Genomic DNA, 18,275 nt, shown 5'->3' with positions numbered 1-18,275 from the left:
CCTCGTCTAGCGGGAGTTGACCGCCTGGTTGCTCGGCAGTCCGACGTACGGGAAGCGGTCACCGAAGCGAACGTCGTTGCCGTTCACCCGGTCACCCTTGGCGAGCGCCGGCACGAGCTTGCCGGTCAACGCCGCTCCGACCACGGCCTGGATCTCGATGTCCACGACGTCGTCGCTGAGCCTGCGCCCGTTCGGGAACCCCTGGAGGTCACCGCCGAGCACTCCCAGCCGGTTCGGGTTGCGCGTCACCGGCGTGGACATGTTGAGCCGCAACATCTCCGACGGCTGGAACCTCTTCGGGTCCACGTCGGCGTTGTTCAGCTGCGAGTTGAGATCGGCCTTGATCGGTCCGCCTGCCTTGGTGGTGATGCCGGTCAGGAAGATCTCGACGAGGTCGGCGCGGGGCGTCTTCGGCGCGGGGATGCCGTAGATCGCCTGGATCAGCCGTGCGAGCTCCGGGTCGTTCACCCGGTCCAGCAGCGCCTGGACCTTCGCGTCGTTGACGGGTTCGAGCCCGTTGAACGCGTCCTTGAGCGGCGCGGACGACACCACCTCGTTGACCAGCGGGTTGCCGAGCCTCGACACCTGCACGAAGTTGCCCTGCGGGGTCGCCTTGCCGGGGTCGAGCTTCAGCGTGCGGCGCTCGGTGTCGCTCCAGACGCCGATCACCGGGTTGCGCTTCGGGTCGCCCTTCAGCGCGAGCATCGTCTTGGGCACCTGGATGGCGATGGTGTTGACGTTGTAGCCCATCAGGGTGTCCTGGTTGACCTCCTTCAGGTTGCCGCCGTACAGGAGGTCGAACACCCGCAGGTCCAGGAAGAACGAGTCCTCGGACGGTCCCACGTAGACCTGGCCGCCACCGGGGATCTTCGCCGTGGCCTGGTCCCTGATCGCCCCGAAGTTCGGGAACGAGGCGGGGCCGGTGTTCGAGGGCGCCGCGCGGCCACCCTTGACGAGCTGGGTGGTCTTGCCCGGTTCGATGAGTTCGAGCGTGTAGTTCTGGCGGAACAACAGGTTGTCGTCGTTGATCGACGTGACCGGCCCGTTGTTGTAGAGGAAGGTGTTCGCCTTGCCCCGCCGGTCGTCCGTGGTGAACGTGAAGCGGAACGTCTTGTCCGGCACGGCGTCGCCGTCGGAGTCGACGTTGAGGTCGTACCGCGCGTCCGTCGCCCAGGGGTAGTAGTTGGGGCCGCCGTTGGGTTCCTGCAACCCGAACCAGTTCGCGACGAGGGTGACGGTGTCGGGTCTGTCGGGGCTGGTGAAGGCGTACACGTCGGTGTTGTCGACCGCCGGGTCCGCCGCGATCAGTGGTGCCTCGCGGTGACTGGAGGCCTGCGCCGCCGGTATCGCCGCCGCCACCGCGACCACGGCCGCGGCGATCGCACCCCGGCGTAATCGCTGTTTGTTGCTACTTGGCATTGTCCTGCTCCCTTCCCACGGCGGGGATTCGAAGCAGGACGCCAGACGGTTCGGACTAATTTTTGGGGTTATTCGGCGGCTTTCGGCGCGACGACCGTGCCGCGGGCCCGCGTTACGACAATCGGCTCAGGCAGTACGTCCGCCGCCGAAGGACCGCGTTCGGGCGCCGAACGGCACACGACGCGCGCCTCGAACTCGATCTCGCGCGACCGCTTTCCGACGCGCACCAGTGTCGCCGTCGCCTCGACGACGTCACCGGCCTGGATCGGCGCCGCGAACTCCACGGAGCTGTACCCCGCGAACAGCCCCTCGTCGGAGTCCGTGTGGATCAGCAGTTCGGTCGCGACGTCCCCGAACATGCCGAGCCCGTAGGCGCCGTCGACCAGGTTGCCGCCGTAGTGCGCGTGCGAGTGCGGAACATAACGGCGGTGTGTCACCGAGAAACCTTCGACCAAAGCCCCGCTCACGCGGCGACCCCTCTCTTTGCCTGCATCGCGTGCACCAGGTAGCTCGCGACCTCACCCGGCGTGGTACCCCGGGAGAAAACCCGATCAACCCCCAGTTCGCCCGCCATCAGCGGGTCGAACCGCGGACCGCCCGCCACCAGCAGCGGCCGCCGGTCCCCCATCGCCTCGCGGAACGCCGCCGACATCTCCTGCGTGTTCAGGATGTGCGCGTCCCGCTGGGTCACGACCTGGGAGATCAGCACCGCGTCCGCCTTCTCGGTGCGGGCGGACCGCACGAGCTCCGGAACGGAGACCTGGGCGCCGAGGTTCACGACCTTCAGCTCCCGGTAGTACTCCAGGCCCTTCTCGCCCGCGAAGCCCTTGATGTTCAGGATCGCGTCGATGCCGACCGTGTGCGCGTCCGTGCCGATGCAGCCGCCGACCACGACCAGCTTGCGCCGCAACACCTTCTTGAGCGCGCTGTTCACTTCGGACGGTGAGAGCAGCGGGTACTCGCGTTCGACGACCTTGACCTCGTCCAGGTCCACGAGGTGCTTCACCGAGCCGTAGACGACGAAGAACGTGAAGTCGTCGCCAATGGGGTTCGAGTGGACCACCATCGCGGGGTCCATGCCCATCTTGTTCGCGAGCTGCAGTGCGGCGCCGTCCGCCTTGGGACCGAAGGGAACCGGCAGCGTGAACGACGTCTGGATCATGCCGTCGCCGGTGGTGTCGCCGTACGGCCGCACGTACTTCTTGGCGTCAGACATCGCTCGCCTCCAGCATCTCGCTCGCGGGGTTGAAGTACGTCTCGGCCTTCTCGACGACGCCGTCGGCGCCCTTGCCCTTGTCCGCCGGGCGCTTCATCAGGCCGAACGTGCCGTCGGCGATCGCGTTGAGCAGACCGTCGTCGACGACGCGCTCCAGCAGGTCGACGGCCTCGCCGAGCACCTGGTGCGCGCGCTTGACGATGAGACCGTCCGGCGCGGGGCGGAAGTCCTCCGCCAGGCTGCCGGCGGCGTTCAGCACGTACCGGACGTTCTTCAGCGCCAGGTCGCGGTCCGACAGGAAAGGCGTCACGACGGCCTCGGTCATCATGCCGACGAGCAGGATGGACTGTCCTGTCAGGACACCCGCGAGGTTGAAGAACCCGTCCAGCAGGTAGCCGTCGAAGACGTCGCCGGTCATGTGCTTGGTCGGCGGCATCCACTTCAGCGGCGCGTCGGGGAAGAGCTCCCGCGCCAGCAACGCGTGCGCGAGCTCCAGCCGGAACGAGTCGGGCACCTTCGGGTTGATCTCGAAGGCGTGGCCGAGGCCCAGCAGGTGGTCGGGCAGTCCCGCCTCGTGGGCGAAGTGCTCGTTGAGCAACTGGGAGACGGTGACGGTGTGCGCGGCGTCGACGGCGTCCGCGGTGGTGAGGTAGTTGTCCTCGCCGGTGTTGATGATGATGCCCGCGCGGGCGTGGACCTGGCGGGAGAAGCGCTGGTCGACGAACGTGCGGATCGGGTTGATGTCGCGGAAGAGGATCCCGTACATCGAGTCGTTGAGCATCATGTCGAGGCGCTGGAGTCCTGCCAGCACGGCGATCTCGGGCATGCACAGGCCGGACGCGTAGTTGGTCAGCCGCACGTACCGGCCGACCTCCTTCGACACGTCGTCGAGCGCCGCCCGCATGATCCGGAAGTTCTCCTGCGTGGCGTACGTGCCCGCGAACCCGTGGTGCGTCGCGCCTTCCGGCACGTAGTCGAGCAGCGACTGCCCCGTCGAGCGGATCACCGCGATGATGTCGGCGCCCGCGCGGGCCGCGTTCTGGGCCTGGACGACGTCCTCGTCGATGTCGCCGGTCGCGACGATCAGGTAGATCCACGGGCGCTGCGCCGGGTCGCCCCACTTGGCGACGAGCTTGTCGCGCTGGGCCCGGTTGCGGTCGACCGTCTTCAGTCCTTTCGCGACGGCCGAGGTCGAGGCCTTGCGCGCCGCCGTCAGGTCCTTGCCGGCCGGGATCGTGAACTGGACCTGGCCCGCCGCGGTGGCCTCGGCGAGTTCCGTGAGTGACCCCAGGTTGTGCTGCTTCAACGCGTGGAACGCCGGCAGCACCACGCCGTGCTCCAGCCCGCACTGCTCGCGGACCGTGTCGATCACGCGGTTGACCCACGGGACGTCACCGGCGCGGTGCGTGGAGTCCGCGCCGGTGATGCCCGCGAGGCGAAGTGTGGCGCGCTCGACGGCGACGGTGGTGTGCGCCTTCGCGAGGGACACCACCGGTTCGGCCGCCCGCGCCGCGAGCCTGCGCGCGGTGGCGACCACGTTCGGATCGAGGTCGAGCAACGCCATGTGTCACTTCCTTTCGTAGATAGTCCGGCCGTTCAGCACGGTCCGCACGCAGACGGGCGCGGGACCGGTGAGGTCGGGCAGTCCTGGCACGCCCGAGCGCGGGTCGGTCGACCAGCGCTGCACGCGCGCGTCACTTCCGGCGACGACCAGGTCGCCGGTCTCCCACACCGCGTACGTCGCGGGTGCGCCGGGCTGGAGCGTGCCGGTCAGGCCGTCGTCCACGCCCGCCGCGCGCCAGCCGCCCCGCGTGTGGGCGGTGAAGGCGGCCCGCGGTGAGACGCCGTGGCCGTCGGTCCTGTGGTGCACAGCGGCCTTCACGGCGGCCCACGGGTCGATGGCGGTCACCGGGGTGTCCGAACCGAACGCGAGCACGACACCGGCGGCCGCGAGACGTGAAAAGGGGTTCAGCCCCACTCCGCGCTCGTCCCCGAGGCGCTGCACGTACATGCCGGTCGGACCGCCCCACTCGGCGTCGAACAGCGGCTGGACGGAGGCGATGACACCCCACCCGGCCAGTTTCTCCGCCTGCTCCTTCGACACCATCTCGACGTGTTCGAGGCGGTGGCGGGCGGAGGCGAGTTCGGGGGTGCCGAGCGCCTTCTCCGCGATCTCGAAGCCCTCGACCACCGCGGCCATGCCCGCGTCGCCGATGACGTGGAAGCCCGCCTGAATCCCCAGTTCGGTGCACTTGACCAGGTGCTCGGCGATCTGGCGTGCGTCCAGGTAGAGGGCGCCGCTCGTGTCCGCGTCGGCGTAGGGGTCCACGAGCGCGGCCGTGCGGGAACCGATCGCGCCGTCGACGAAGTGGTCGCCGGCGAGGCCGCGCACCGTCACCGACGGCAGCTCGTGGGCACCCCAGTAGGCCACCACCTCGGGGCCCTCGGTGTGCGCGAGCAACTCACGCAGGTCGTCCTCGCCGGAGATGTCCGGGCCCGCGCACTCGTGCACGGACGCGATGCCGCGTGACGCCGCGTAGTGCAGGAACGCCAGTTGAGCGGCCTCGCGCTGTTCGGGCGTGATGGCGGCTTTCGCCGTGCCGCGCACGTGGTGGTGTGCGGCACGCGAGAGAGGGCCGTCCTCCGAGTAGCCGTCGGCGGCACGGGCCTCGTCGGTTACGAGGTCCGAGGACACCAGCGCCGAATGAACGTCGATGCGCGACAGGTAGACCGTCTTGCCCTGGGCGGCCTCGTCGATCTCGGCGCGCGTCGGCGGACGGTTCTCCTGCCAGCGCGTCTCGTCCCACCCGTGCCCCCACACGAGGGGGCCCTCGGCGTCGCGGACGCGTTGGAGCAGTTCGTCCACAGAGGACGTCCTGGTCAGGTCGAGGCCGGTCAGGAGCAGCCCGGCGGACGTGGCGTGCACGTGCGCGTCGACGAACGCGGGCGCGACGAAGGCGCCGTCGAGGTTGACGACCTCGGCGTCCGGGTGCAGCGCGTGCCCGACCGAGTCCTGTCCGATCCACACGACCACACCGTCCGTGACGGCCATCGCCGTCGCATCCGGTGCGTAGATGCGGCCGCCGACCAAAAGTTGCGTACTCACGTCACGCAGTCTGCCGTTGCTCGAACAGGGCGCGCACACCCGCCCGGCTCCGGACCAGGTCCAACGCGAACTGGGCGTGACCAGGCACATAGCCGTTGCCGACGATCATCTCCACGTCCGCCGCGAGCCCCTCCGCACCGAGGGCGGCCGCGCTGAACGAGGTGGCCATCGAGAAGAAGATCACCGTGCCGCCGTCCGCGGTGGCGAGGATGGCGCCGTGCTCGCACCCCGGCACGTCCACGCACACGACCGTGACGTCGACCTGCTTGCCCACGGCCTCCGCCACGGCGACCGGATTGCGTGCGTCCGCGATCACGACCTCGTCCGCGAGGCCGGACTCACGAACCTGCGCGGCCTCACGTTCCGTTGGCACCAACGCGACGAGGCGCGACGCACCGGCCTGACGCGCGGCCGCGAGAGAAAGCGACCCGGACTTACCGCCACCGCCGAGCACCAGCACCGACCCACCAGGGTGCTTGCGCACCACACGGTCCGTCAGCGCCGGTGCACCGCACACGTCGAGCACGGACAAGGCCAGTTCGTTCGGCATGTCGTCCGGCAGCACGGCCGCGATGGACCTCCCGAACAGCACCGCGGTCCCCCGGCACGGCACCTGCTCGTCCTCGCCGTCCCAGTCCTGCAGGCCGTCGTTGATCTTCAACGGCGTGAGCGTGAGGCTGACCAGCGTCGCGATCCGGTCACCGGCCTTGAGCCCGAGCGGCGACTCCGGCCCCACCTCCAGGACGGTGCCGAGCAGCATGCCGCCCGACCCGGTGACCGGGTTCTGCATCTTGCCGCGCTCGGCAACGATGTCGAGCACGGCCTGACGGACCGCCGCACCGCTGCCGTGCTGCTCCCTGAGCTGCCGGAACGAGGCGGCGTCGAGGTTGAGCCGCTCGACAGCGACGACCACCTCGTCGGCGGCGGGCACGGGTTCCGCGTCGAGCCGCCACGCCTGCTGCGGCAGGACGCCGGCGGGTTCGAGGACGCGGTGCAGTCCGTACGCGCTCACGCGAAAATCCTTCGGTCGACGACGCTGTCTCGAAGATATCTTCACGTGAAGCGTAAAGACTGCGCAAGTATCACTCGGTGTTCAGGCGGAACCACCGGCAGTCGTAGGGCGCGAGGTCCACCTTGGCGCCGGTCTTCGCCGGCTTCACGTCCTCGCCGGTGAGCACGTTCGTGAGCACCCCCTCGGCGGGGACGCGCACGGTCACGTCCTGGTCGGCGAAGTTGTGCACGAGGATCACCACGCCGCCGTCGCACTCGGCGCGGTGGGCGAACACGGACGGGTCGCCGACGTCGAGCACCTTCACGTCACCCCAGGCCAGCTCGGGGCACTCGCGGTAGCACTCGACCAGCTGCCGCATCCACGTCAGCAGCGAGTCCTTCTCGTGGCGCTGCCTGCCCGCCGTCTCCCAGTCCATCGGCACCCTGACCGCGAGCCTGCCCTCCAGCGACAGGTCCTCCTCCAGGCCGATCTCCTCGCCGTAGAAGAGCACCGGTGTGCCCGGCAGGGTGAACAGGAGGCTGTAGACCATCCGGATGCGGCGCTGGTCCCCGTCGAACATGCCGGGCAGCCGCCGGCGCAGGCCGCGTCCGTACAGCTGCATCTTCGGGTCGGGGCCGAACGCGTCGAAGACCTCCTGGCGTTCGTCTAGCGGCAACTTGTCCAGCGTGAGCTCGTCGTGGTTGCGGACGAACGTGGCCCAGTGACCGTCGCGCGGCGGCTGCGGGCGTTCCTGCAGGGCCTTGACCAGCGGGCCGGTCGACTTCCGCGCCAGGGCCAGGTACATGGCCTGCATGCCGACGAAGTCGAAGCACATGGTCAGCTCGTCGCCGACGCCCTGGCCGTAGAAGGGCATCGTGTCCTTGTACGGCAGGTTCACCTCGCCCAGCAGCACTGCCTCGCCGTTGCGGCGGTTGAGGAACGCCCTCAGGTCCGTGAGGTAGTCGTGGGGGTCGGGCAGGTCGACGGCGTCCTTGGGGTCGTTGTGCTCCAACAGGAACGGGACGGCGTCGACGCGGAAGCCGCTCAGGCCCAGTTCCATCCAGAAGCCCATGATGCGGGCGATCTCGTCGCGCACCTCGGGGTTGCTGACGTTGAGGTCGGGCTGGTGCTTGTAGAAGCGGTGCAGGTAGTACTTCCCGACCTCCTCGGAGTACTCCCAGAGGCTGTTCTCCTTGTCCGGGAACGTGATCCCCTGCGGTCCGTCCTCCTGCGGCTCGTCGGCCCAGACGTACCAGTCGCGCTTGTCCGGGTCGTGGAACCACGGGTGCTCGTCGGAGGTGTGGTTGACGACGAGGTCGGCGATCACGCGCATGCCACGGTCGCGTGCGGCGCGCACGAACTCCACGAAGTCGCCCAGCGTGCCGAGGCGGGGGTCGACCGAGTAGAAGTCGGTGATGTCGTAGCCGTCGTCGCGTTCGGGCGTGGGGTAGAACGGCATCAGCCACACACACGTGACGCCCAAGGCGTGAAGGTGGTCGATGCGTTCGGTGGCGCCGCGGAAGCCCTCGGCGGAGAACGTCTCCACGTCGAGGCAGTAGAGGACGGCGTTCTTCCACCAGACGTCGGACGTGCGGATCACGCCTTCACCTCCGGTAACACGTGCTCGCCGAACGCGTCGACGAACGGGATCAGGTCCTGGCCGACGTGGTGCAGGTAGATCTCCTCGAACCCCAGCGAGGCGTACTCCTGCAGGCGGTCGGCGTACCACTTGAGGTCGGACGACACGTCCACGACCTTGGTGACCGCCTCCGGCGTGACGTGCTCGGCGACGACGTCGAAGTGCTCGGCCAATTCGAGGTCCCAGCACACGGGCGGACGGAACACGTTGCTGCGCCACTGTTCGTGGGCGATCGCGAGAGCCGTGTCGTCGTCTTCGGCCCAACTGAGGTGCATCTGCAGGTGGAGCTTGCCCTTGCCGCCGGCGTCCCGGTAGGCGCCCGCGACCTCCTTCAGGCGGTCGGGCGACGCGTTGACGGTGATCAGCCCGTCGGCCCACTCGGCGCACCAGCGGGCGGTCTCCGGGCTCACCGCGGCGCCGAGCAGCAGCGGCACCTCGTCCGGCAGCGTCCACAGCTTCGCGCGGTCGACCGTGACGAGGCCGTCGTGGCTGACCTCCTCGCCGTTGAGGAGCGCGCGGATGACGTCGACGCACTCGCGCAGCCGTTGCGTGCGGACGTCCTTGCGGGGCCAGCCGTCACCGGTGATGTGCTCGTTGCTCGCCTCGCCGGTGCCGAGCGCGGCCCAGAACCGGCCGGGGTACATCGCGCCGAGCGTGCCGATCGCCTGGGCCGTGATCGCCGGGTGGTAGCGCTGGCCGGGTGCCGTGACCACGCCGAACGGCAGGTCGGTCGCCTGCAGTGCCGCGCCGAGCCAGGACCAGGCGAAGCCCGACTGGCCCTGTCGCGCGCTCCACGGCGAGAAGTGGTCGGAACTCATGGCGGCGACGAACCCGGCCTCCTCGGCCCGGTTCACGGCGGCCAGCAGACCGGTTGGGTGGACCTGCTCATGGGACGCATGGATGCCGTAAACGGTCATGCGCTTCCAGGTACCCAAAACCTTCTTCGAGGAAGCGTTGAACCGATCCGAACCACGAGCCGTGTGGAATGCAGCACCCTCACCGTGGAGGAGGAACGGCGATGTTCAACGAGACCAGGCTCGGCACCGCCACCGTCGTGGAGTTCATCCGGCCCGACGGCTCGGCCGAGCCGATGAGCGTCGACCTCCAGTACCGATCAGACGATCCGCATGCCGTGACCATGCGTTTTCACACTCGGGACCAGGAGTCGACCTGGCTCGTCGGGCGCGCTCTGCTCTCCGAGGGCCTGCTCTCCCCCACCGGCCTCGGCGACGTGCGGCTGCGGCCCGCCGACGGCGACGTCCTGGTGCTGGAGCTGTTCACCGAGGACTCGCACGCGGTGTTCCACCTGTCAGCGGAGGAGCTGCGCCGGTTCCTGAAGTCGACCTACGCGGCGGTGCCGGCCGGGCAGGAGGTCTTCGACTTCGACCTCCTGCTGAAGGATCTCCTGGGCTAGAGGCGCAGGCCCAGCACGAGCTTGTCGGCGGAGTCGATCACGCGGAAGCCGAGGTGCTCCCAGAAACCGATCGCGTGCGTGTTGTGGTGCCGCACGTGCACATGCACGCCCTTCTCCAGGCGTTCGAGCACGGTGCGCACGAGGGTGCCGCCGAAGCCCCTGCCCTTCGCGCGGGGCAGCAGGTTGGCGTGCAGGTGCGCCGGATAGTCCTTGATCAGCATCGAGTCGACGCGCGCGGGCGCGTGGATCTGCCGCACGATCCGGTTCGGATCCCGCACCAACGGGTAGCGGACGCGCAGGTCAGGCCACCAGTCGCGGTCGCAGCGGTCTTCGAACGCCTCCGTGTCGGCCGTCGCGAGCGCGTAGCCGCAGACACCCTCGTCGTCCTCCGCCACGAACACCAGGTCGGGCTCGAACGCCACGTACGGGCCGACGTAGGCGTGACCCATCAGACGCGGGTCCTCGAACAGGTGACGCGCGCCCTGGCCGCCGTTGCCGGTGTCGAGGCAGATGTCGTACAGCGCGTCCAGGTCGCCGGGCCGGTACGCGCGGATCACCTGATCTCGCGCCGCTCCGTGATGACGACCGGGTCGGCGTCGACGGTGATGACCTCGCCCTCGACGACCTGACCGGCGCCGAAGCGGCGGTCGTGCTCGAACTTGAGCGCCGCCGCCTCCGCCTTGCGCGCGATCCGGCGGCTCACGAGCCGGCGCGTGGGCGGGAAGAGCAGGAACAACGCGACGACGTCGCTGATGAAGCCCGGCACCATGATCAGCGCGCCGGCCGTCGCGATCAGCACGCCGTCGGCCATCTCCTGGTGCGGCTCCTGACGCCGGAACACCGACTCGCGGAACGCGGCCATCGTCTGCGCGCCCTGGCGGCGCACCAGCGACAACCCGACGAGGGTGCTGAGCAGGAGCAGTGCGATCACCCAGAGCCCGCCGATGGCGTTGCCGACGGCGACGAGGACCGCGATCTCGGCGAAGAAGCCGATCAGCAGCAGCGCGAAGAGGGGCATACCTCCTCAACGCACGACACCCCGTCTTTGCTCCCAACCGCCCCACGACCAGGCGTTGAGCTGAAATATTTACGGCAGCCTAGCGATATGACAGGATATCTTTACGCCACCTCGACGCTGAGGAGTACGGATGACCGCGCTGCACGACGCCCCCACGGCGCTGGAGCGGCTGGACCGCCAGCCGTACACGTACGTCCGCCGAGAGCTGGTCGAACCGGACTGGCGCCGCTTCCCCGGCTGGTCGCACGTGACCGAGGCGCAGTGGCGCGACGCCCAGTGGCAGCGCGTGAACTGCGTGAAGAACGTGAAGCAGCTCCGCAAGGTCGCGGGCGACCTGCTCACCGACAGGTTCTACGACGACCTCGCGAAGGACATGGACGCCTTCGCGACGATGTCGATGCTGATCCCGCCGCAGATGTTCAACACGATGGCGGTCGACGCGGACCTCACCCCGGACGCGTTCACCGAGGCGTTCCTGAACGACCCGGTCCGCCGCTACATGCTCCCGGTCTCCTCGGACCGCGACACCCAGTGGCCGTCGCACCCGCACTCCCAGCGCGACTCGCTGCACGAGGCGGAGATGTGGGTCGTCGAGGGCCTCACGCACCGCTACCCCACCAAGGTCCTCGCCGAGATGGTGTCGACCTGCCCGCAGTACTGCGGCCACTGCACCCGCATGGACCTCGTCGGCAACTCCACGCCGTTGATCGACAAGCACAAGCTCTCGCTCAAGCCGGTAGACCGCCAGGACCAGATGATCGAGTACCTGAAGAAGACCCCTGGCGTCCGCGACGTCGTGGTCTCCGGCGGCGACGTGGCGAACGTGCCGTGGCCGCAGCTCGAGTCGTTCTTGATGCGCGTGCTCGACATCGACACGGTCCGCGACGTTCGCCTCGCCACCAAGGCCCTGGCGGGCCTGCCGCAGCACTGGCTCCAGCCACGGGTCGTCGAGGGCTTGGAGCGAGTCGCCCGCACCGCCTCACGCCGCGGCGTGAACCTCGCGATCCACACCCACGTGAACCACGCACAGTCCGTGACCCCCCTCGTCGCCGAGGCCGCGCGTACGGCGTTGGAGGTCGGCGTGCGGGACGTCCGAAACCAGGGCGTGCTGATGAAGGGCGTCAACGCGACGCCGGACGACCTGCTGGACCTTTGCTTTGCGCTGCAAGGGGAAGCGAACATCCTGCCGTACTACTTCTACATGTGCGACATGATCCCCAACGCGGAGCACTGGCGGGTGTCGGTGTGGGAGGCGCAGGAACTCCAGCACTCGATCATGGGCTACCTGCCTGGGTATGCGACGCCGCGGATCGTGTGCGATGTGCCGTACGTCGGTAAGCGGTGGGTGCACCAGCTCGCCGAATACGACCGTGAGCTGGGCATTTCCTACTGGACGAAGAACTACCGCACCGGGATCGAGCTCGAAGACCCGGAGGCTCTCGACCGTCGCTACCCCTACTACGACCCGATCTCCACACTCGGCACGGCCGGCCAGAAGTGGTGGACCGATCAGACCTGATGGGTCACGATGGGGCCGTTCTCGGAGCACCTTCCGAGGACGGCCCCATCGGCATGTTTTGCCTGTTCAGACCCATCGTGACTCATTGAGTCTCGACGAGAAGGGGCCCAGAAGGGGCCCCAGAAGTCCACAATGGACGGTCGCCGCGATCCATAGTGGACGTCCTTCGACCGGGCAATGGTCCAGTGCACGACGACACACCCCCTTGCGATCGAGCAGGGCGCCGTTCTCCTCAGACGAGCGACCTCGCCCCATGGCGGACCGAGCCAGGGGCTGCGTTGCCTCCGCCGTGAGCCGGAGAGCCTTTCACTAAAACCACCTTCGGACATCAAGGCGCCAGAAATCCGACGGTTCGATTCGGCCACATCAAAAGGAAGTGTCAGCAAGGCCTGACCGAAGGTAATGTGCCGCCACCCGAGAATCCGGGAAGGAGAGGTGCAGTGACAAGCCAGCCGAGAGTGCCCATGGCTGACAAGCTGGTCTGGGCGCAAGTGATGCGACCAAAGATCCCGCTGGTGTACCTCGACCTGAATCACATCGTCGCGATGGCGAGAGTGCGGACAGGTCATCCGAAGGCTGTCCAGGCATACGGTCGCCTGTCGAATCGGCGCGTCGCGCAGCATGCGAACCTCGTGCGACCTTTCCGCTGAGCGAATCCCATGTCTGGGAGATCGCCAAGATCGTCGACCCGAAGCAACGTCGTGCGCTGGCGGACATCCTTGAACCCCTGACCGGGTATCAGTACATGCTTGGTCGTCCCACCTTAGGGCATCTTGAGTTCATTGCCGGCATCGCCTCGATCACTGGTGAACCGTTGCCCGATGAACTCGCCTACCCGCTCATAAGATCGACTATCGGACATGCGTTCGGTCTGGTCGGCGGACTCAAGATCGTCGACGAGCACGGCAATGACAAGACGGAAGACTTTCGTCGCGCCACCGGCACCGTGGAGTTCGACCGCACGATGGCCGAGCTCAACTTCAAGCTTGAGCACGATGCCCTGCGTGGCCCCGCCGACGACGAGGTCGACGATCTGCGCAACCAGTACGGCTACCGTCCAGAAATTCCGCTGGCGACTCATGAGAGCCGTGTCGGCTTCGAGCGAGATACAGCCCGCGTTCTGAAGGAGAATCCGAAGCTGCACCGCGGTCGGCTACGAGATCTCATCACCGCCCGAGAGTTCGTGCATGAGTGGCTCGACATGTTCACACGCATCAGAATCGACCGAGTCAACTCCGGCCAGCCGGCGTTCGAGCCCACCGATGATCAGATGAGAACCCTCCTTACCTCGATGTCGCAGGCCCAGGTTGCAATCAGCGTGAAGACACGGTTTCACCAGAACCCCGCCCACGTGTGGAAGTCGAATCCCATCACCGACATCGACGCGATCTCAGTGGCCTACGCCTACTGCGAGGCCGTATTCACCGACAGGGAACCTGGGTGGCTGACGGTCTCGACCTGACCGGAACGGCCAATGGGCTGCTGCACGGGCGTTTCCCAGTGTCGACGGTGATTGGCTCGGCGTTGTCAACTACGAGATCAGCTATGCCGACGGCCACCGGAACACGATTCGCTTGGTTGACCAACTGGCGCCGTTCCACGTACTTCGAGAGCGCTGAAAGCCTGATCGTCAAGTCATTGCCCAAGCGCTGCGGGCTTCCCGCACTTGCGTCCGAAGCGGTTCTTCGCTCGAAGAGCGACGAGCTGCCTCTCAACAACGCAGGTAGTTTGCGGTGATGGGAGAGGTCGAGAGGGCCGCGTAAGCAGGGTATCGCTGCTTCTGTCCTGCACGGAGCTGGCGGGAGGCACGCCCGAGCGAGCACAGTCATCAGCCGACCTCGATCGCAGGTGACAAGGCGCGAGCATCAGGGCCTCGGTTCGTGCGTGATCGGCGTCGCGGTGTCCGCCAGGATGCGGTGCGACCTCAGTCCCGCATCCTGGCTGACCTGCAATCAGGCCAATGCAGTCTCACGCCGACCGCTGGGCACGAGCAAGACGGCGAGCAGCGCCGTCACCTCAGGTCTAGGTCGTGAGTACTTCGCCGGGCGTTTCTCCCTGCGGGACACCACCTGCAGCTCGATAATCAGCCGGTGGAACCCCAGCCGGACAGCTCGTCCAAGGATGCCAGACCTCACGGCAAACGAGCGCCCGGCATGCGGCGCGGTAACACCGACCGCGCCGCTGACCGCGGGGTCCGGGCCGTCGCTGACCTCGTGGAAGACGAACTTGATTGGATCTTTCGCGAGCAACCTGTCAAGGACTACGGCATCGACGCGCACGCCGAGATCGTGGCGGACGATGACCTGGTGACCGGCCGGTTGATCGCCCTGCAGATCAAGAGTGGTCCGTCCTGGTTCAACGAAGAAGTTCCAGACGGGTGGGTCTTCCGGCCCGATGCCGACCACATCTCGTACTGGCTCGGGCATTCGATTCCGGTCGTCGTCGTACTCGTCAAAGCCGATAGAACGGCCTACTGGGAAGTCGTGTCCACCAGCACGGTGACGGAAACAAAGAAGGCCTACAAACTGACGGTTCCTCGCGAACAACAGCTCGACAGGTCGGCGCTCGCCCAGCTGCTCGAAGTCGGGGGAAGAAGCGAGACCCTCGTCGGCTCCTTGTATCGGCACTACCGTGTCCTCCCACCGGACACGGTGGCAAACCTGCGTCGGGCGGCGCAGGTGGACTCACTGGCAGCAGCTCAACTTGCGGACCGACTCTCGACCGGACGCATGCAGCCGACAATGACAGCGGCCTCGATCACAGCGGCACGGCCGACTTGGCTGGAGAACAGCGAAGTCGCCCAGGACTTGTGGATGGCGGTTGCTGCTTACGCAGGCGACCACGAAGGTCATCGAGCAGCTGCCGACGCGTTCGAACGTGCGGCCGAGGCGGAAGGCCCGCGTTCAGCGCGGGCCCTCGCGTTCGCCGGGCTCAGTCTGGTGTTCGACGATCGGTCGCGGGCACCTGAACTTTTCGGTCGTGCGCGCGATGGAGGCCAGATCCTGCTGGCTGACGTGGGTTTCATGATCTTGGCTATTCCTGTTGACGTTGCTGGACAGGTCGAGGTGCCGCAGTCCATCCGGGAGGCCAGTGAGGCTGAGCTCGACAGCGAACCGACGGTGCTGAACTTTCTCGGCGAAGTCGCGGTGCGCCGGGGCGATCTGAACGCCGCGATCACCTATCGACAACGTGCAGTGGACACGTCCAGCGAGCCGCACAGTGGTATCCGCCTTGAGTTGGCCCGCAACATCTGGCAACGCGCGATGAAAGAAGGCAGTCACTCTCCGCAAGAGCGACGACGGGCGATCGCTCATGCTCAGGCAGCTGTCGAGGACCGTCGACGCTGGGCAGGCCCCAGTGCGGAGGCGGTGATGGTGCTCGTCGAGATCCAGCTGTCGAACGCCGAGTACCGCGAAGCAGTCAAGACGGCTTTACCCACCACTCAAGGAGGAACAGCCCTTGAGATCGAGTCGGTCTCCGAAGCTGTCGCCCACCTAGGCGCCTTGGCAGCGCTCGGTGAGGGCAACAACTCAACTCTGGAGTTCTTCAAGCAGGTGCTGCCGACCGGCCCGCGGCTGCGTGAGTTGACCGCGATCGAGACGGACGCCGGGCTCCCGCTGCCCGAACGTATAGCGATGTGGACCGAGCTGGCTCAGGAATCGAAGGACGACGCTGCCACGGCACGTTTTGTGTCCAAGTTGGTGCGTCTAGGGGTGTGGCCAGCGGCAGCAGACTCGTTGGTGCGGCGGAGCATCCTTCCCTCGATCACGCTGGAGATCCTGCGCGCCGAGCACCTCGCCAGGACCACAGATCGGGAACTGGGTGTCGCGCGGCTGCGTGAACTGATCTCCAGTGATTCACAAGCAGTGCACGCGCTGGTCGCGCTCCTCGAGGAGCAGGTCGGCCCTGAGGCGGCTATCCGGGAGTGCGAGGAACAGATCCGGTCGCGAACCGACCCCACCATGATGGTGCTGTTGGCTGATCTGTTGCGCCGTCATCACCTGCTGGACCGCGCTGAGGAAGTCAGCGCCGCCATCCTCGCCAACGACGCTCTGTCGGTGGACATACGACTTGAGGCGTGCAAATGGCTCCTGTCGCGGAAAGTCGCGGATGGCCAGTACACCGAAGCGACCAGAGTGGCGAGAATCGGCCTCGCCGTGCACGAAGACCCCGACCTCGCGTGGAACCTGCTTGCCGCGCTGCACGGTGCGGGCGATGTAGTACAGGCGCGCGCAGTTCTCGCCAGGTACAAGCCGGTTCCCACGACGGACGCCGAGATCAGACTGTGGATGCAGCTACACATTGGGGTCTCGCTGTCGGCCGACGATGCTCTGCTCATGGTCGACTTGGTGCGAAGGTTGCCGCCAGGAGATCTACGCAGCGCCATCATCGGTCATCTCGTGAGCGAAGTGTTCCACGCACCAACTGGCGACTACGAGACTTACAGTCCTTCGGTGGCGGAGGCCGTCAAGGGGTTCGCCGAGGAAATCAGCCATGACTCGCGCGGCGTGCGCAAGGTCAAGGGCGATGATGCTTCGTTGCAGGCTGTTCTCGCTCAGGAACAGGCAGATCCGGTTGCAGTTCAGCATTACCTCGACCAGCTTCGTTCCGGGCTGAAGAGCAGTGCTGACATCGCACAGCTGGTTCGAGTGCCCTACGGTGCGGCACTGCTGCAATCTCCGGCTGGAGTTCTGTTCGCGTCCGACCTCACGACAGGTCTTCGCCGAGCAGGTGAGGCAGCGGCAAACGAGGCTCTCGACCAAGGCTCGGGCACGATCGATCTCTCCGCAATCCACCTTCTCACCCTGCTGGACAACGACGACAAGCGCCGCTTGAAGGCGGCGATCCCCAGACTCATCGCACCATGGGGAGCGGTGGGCGACGCGGTCAACACCCGCGCCACCGTGCGTGGGTTGGCGATCGCGACCTTTGTCGCGTCGCTCAGCGCGGACGGGACGGTGGAGCGGACCAAGCTCAGCCCCACCCAGCGAGCGATCTTGCAAGAACAGGCCGAGGCGCTCGAGGTGTTGGCGTCAGGCTTGATCATCGAACGCGCCGACGTCATGGGACTGGGTGCCGCCGTAGAAGCCATCGCGCTGGCGAACAAGCTCGACCTTCCGTTGTGGTGCGATGACGCGGTACTCCGACAGACCGCTCGTGGTCGAGGCGTTCGGACGTTCAGCACGGTAGACCTGCTGTCCGTTCTGTCAGAACGGTCCAGCTCTGTGAACTCACCTGTCGTTCTCCAACGCCTTGCCTTCCACAACGTCGTGGATCTGCCTCTCACTCCGGAGTGCATCGTTGCCGTGGCGAGACTCCACGACTGGGAGATCGGACCGGCGCACGTCGCGCTGAGCCGGCCAGGCTGGTGGCGCTCCCTGCCCGATTGGGAGAGCGTGTGGCGGACGATTGCCGCCGTGGCTGCTGCTCAGTCGAGGACAGCGCTGGTGGACATCACAAAAGCCGCACTGGCTGGCGCGGTCGCCGAGGTCGGCTTGGCCAGAGGAACTCAGCGTTACCAGCAGCTCGTTGTTGCAACGCTGGTCACTTGTCACGAGATAGGAGTGACCGCTCCGCCGGACATGCTGGAATTGCTTGCCCATCACGCGGTCGCAGGGCTCCCGCCAAAGCCGGGGTTCGTTCTGGCGAGCCTCATCCAGGAGCTGCGACGAAGGTCAGTCGAAGACGCTGTGTTGGTCGGCCACGGGTTGCTGCCCGGGGTGACGCTGGAGTAGCTGTCGTCGCAGCGGCCAAGCACATCACCTTCAGAACCCCGGAGTCTTCGAGCCGGCACCTCGTGCGCACGGCAACAACTCTCGCCCACCGTGGCAGCCCCGTCGCGAGGACCTCGACCGTCACGTTGGCAGCCTGCTGCACGAGAAGACCGACCGCAAAGCCTCCAAGAGCTCCCTGCCGGTAACCAAACACTCGAGCCAATCGATTCACTCCTGAC

Annotated in this window: 16 protein-coding genes; 6 read left to right on the top strand and 10 right to left on the bottom strand. The window is 67.0% G+C overall.

Features of this window, described 5'->3' with window-relative positions; all coding sequences use genetic code 11:
- Positions 1-6 precede the first annotated feature (6 nt).
- The 8 genes from ACFWN2_RS08830 to ACFWN2_RS08795 form a co-directional block, all read right to left on the bottom strand.
- Positions 7-1,419 (bottom strand): DUF4331 domain-containing protein, encoded by a 1,413-nt coding sequence (locus ACFWN2_RS08830; RefSeq protein ID WP_382425977.1) that lies wholly within the window; start codon positions 1,417-1,419, stop codon positions 7-9.
- Between the two features lie 68 nt (positions 1,420-1,487).
- The gene (locus tag ACFWN2_RS08825; protein WP_382425976.1) at positions 1,488-1,856 is read right to left on the bottom strand and encodes a hotdog domain-containing protein; all 369 of its coding nucleotides are present in this window, start codon (positions 1,854-1,856) and stop codon (positions 1,488-1,490) included.
- Between the two features lie 26 nt (positions 1,857-1,882).
- On the bottom strand, positions 1,883-2,635 hold the full coding sequence (locus ACFWN2_RS08820; protein ID WP_382425974.1) for an OAM dimerization domain-containing protein: 753 nt from the start codon (positions 2,633-2,635) through the stop codon (positions 1,883-1,885).
- Positions 2,628-4,199, bottom strand: a complete 1,572-nt coding sequence (locus ACFWN2_RS08815; protein ID WP_382425972.1) for a lysine 5,6-aminomutase subunit alpha — start codon at positions 4,197-4,199, stop codon at positions 2,628-2,630. The genes ACFWN2_RS08820 and ACFWN2_RS08815 overlap by 8 nt, the downstream gene beginning before the upstream one ends.
- Positions 4,200-4,202: 3 nt before the next feature.
- Complete coding sequence (locus tag ACFWN2_RS08810; RefSeq protein ID WP_382427418.1) at positions 4,203-5,750, bottom strand: amidohydrolase; 1,548 nt, start codon at positions 5,748-5,750, stop codon at positions 4,203-4,205.
- A complete protein-coding gene (locus ACFWN2_RS08805; protein WP_382425970.1) occupies positions 5,743-6,753 on the bottom strand; it encodes an L-erythro-3,5-diaminohexanoate dehydrogenase in 1,011 nt (336 codons plus the stop codon). The genes ACFWN2_RS08810 and ACFWN2_RS08805 overlap by 8 nt, the downstream gene beginning before the upstream one ends.
- 70 nt (positions 6,754-6,823) lie before the next feature.
- Positions 6,824-8,332, bottom strand: a complete 1,509-nt coding sequence (locus tag ACFWN2_RS08800; RefSeq protein WP_382425968.1) for an alpha-amylase family protein — start codon at positions 8,330-8,332, stop codon at positions 6,824-6,826.
- Positions 8,329-9,288, bottom strand: coding sequence for a TIGR03885 family FMN-dependent LLM class oxidoreductase (locus ACFWN2_RS08795; RefSeq protein ID WP_382425966.1), 960 nt, complete (start codon positions 9,286-9,288; stop codon positions 8,329-8,331). Before ACFWN2_RS08795 ends, ACFWN2_RS08800 begins: the two co-directional genes overlap by 4 nt.
- 101 nt (positions 9,289-9,389) lie before the next feature.
- On the opposite strand from ACFWN2_RS08795, the gene ACFWN2_RS08790 reads away from it, so the two are divergent.
- Positions 9,390-9,785, top strand: coding sequence for an SsgA family sporulation/cell division regulator (locus ACFWN2_RS08790; RefSeq protein WP_382425964.1), 396 nt, complete (start codon positions 9,390-9,392; stop codon positions 9,783-9,785).
- Here the strand turns inward: ACFWN2_RS08790 and ACFWN2_RS08785 are convergent.
- Together ACFWN2_RS08785 and ACFWN2_RS08780 are read right to left on the bottom strand one after the other, a co-directional pair.
- Positions 9,782-10,342, bottom strand: coding sequence for a GNAT family N-acetyltransferase (locus ACFWN2_RS08785; RefSeq protein WP_382425963.1), 561 nt, complete (start codon positions 10,340-10,342; stop codon positions 9,782-9,784). The genes ACFWN2_RS08790 and ACFWN2_RS08785 overlap by 4 nt on opposite strands.
- Positions 10,339-10,803: an FxsA family protein gene (locus tag ACFWN2_RS08780; RefSeq protein WP_382425961.1), complete on the bottom strand. Its 465-nt coding sequence runs from the start codon at positions 10,801-10,803 to the stop codon at positions 10,339-10,341. The genes ACFWN2_RS08785 and ACFWN2_RS08780 overlap by 4 nt, the downstream gene beginning before the upstream one ends.
- A gap of 130 nt (positions 10,804-10,933) precedes the next feature.
- On the opposite strand from ACFWN2_RS08780, the gene ACFWN2_RS08775 reads away from it, so the two are divergent.
- The 5 genes from ACFWN2_RS08775 to ACFWN2_RS08755 all read left to right on the top strand — a co-directional run bounded on the left by ACFWN2_RS08775 (position 10,934) and on the right by ACFWN2_RS08755 (position 18,057).
- On the top strand, positions 10,934-12,322 hold the full coding sequence (locus ACFWN2_RS08775; RefSeq protein ID WP_382425960.1) for a KamA family radical SAM protein: 1,389 nt from the start codon (positions 10,934-10,936) through the stop codon (positions 12,320-12,322).
- Between the two features lie 464 nt (positions 12,323-12,786).
- Positions 12,787-12,972, top strand: a complete 186-nt coding sequence (locus tag ACFWN2_RS08770) for a hypothetical protein (protein ID WP_382425958.1) — start codon at positions 12,787-12,789, stop codon at positions 12,970-12,972.
- Positions 12,973-13,067: 95 nt separating this feature from the next.
- Complete coding sequence (locus ACFWN2_RS08765; protein ID WP_382425956.1) at positions 13,068-13,784, top strand: hypothetical protein; 717 nt, start codon at positions 13,068-13,070, stop codon at positions 13,782-13,784.
- Entirely contained in the window at positions 13,763-14,059 is a 297-nt protein-coding gene (locus ACFWN2_RS08760; protein ID WP_382425954.1) for a hypothetical protein, read from the top strand. Before ACFWN2_RS08765 ends, ACFWN2_RS08760 begins: the two co-directional genes overlap by 22 nt.
- A gap of 353 nt (positions 14,060-14,412) precedes the next feature.
- Positions 14,413-18,057 (top strand): DUF4365 domain-containing protein, encoded by a 3,645-nt coding sequence (locus ACFWN2_RS08755; RefSeq protein ID WP_382425952.1) that lies wholly within the window; start codon positions 14,413-14,415, stop codon positions 18,055-18,057.
- Positions 18,058-18,275: the final 218 nt, after the last annotated feature.

This window comes from Lentzea sp. NPDC058436 (assembly GCF_042721515.1).
Taxonomy (GTDB): Bacteria; Actinomycetota; Actinomycetes; order Mycobacteriales; family Pseudonocardiaceae; genus Lentzea.
The sequence above is the reverse complement of the archived record's forward strand: the minus strand, read 5'-3'. Positions and strand labels throughout refer to the sequence as shown.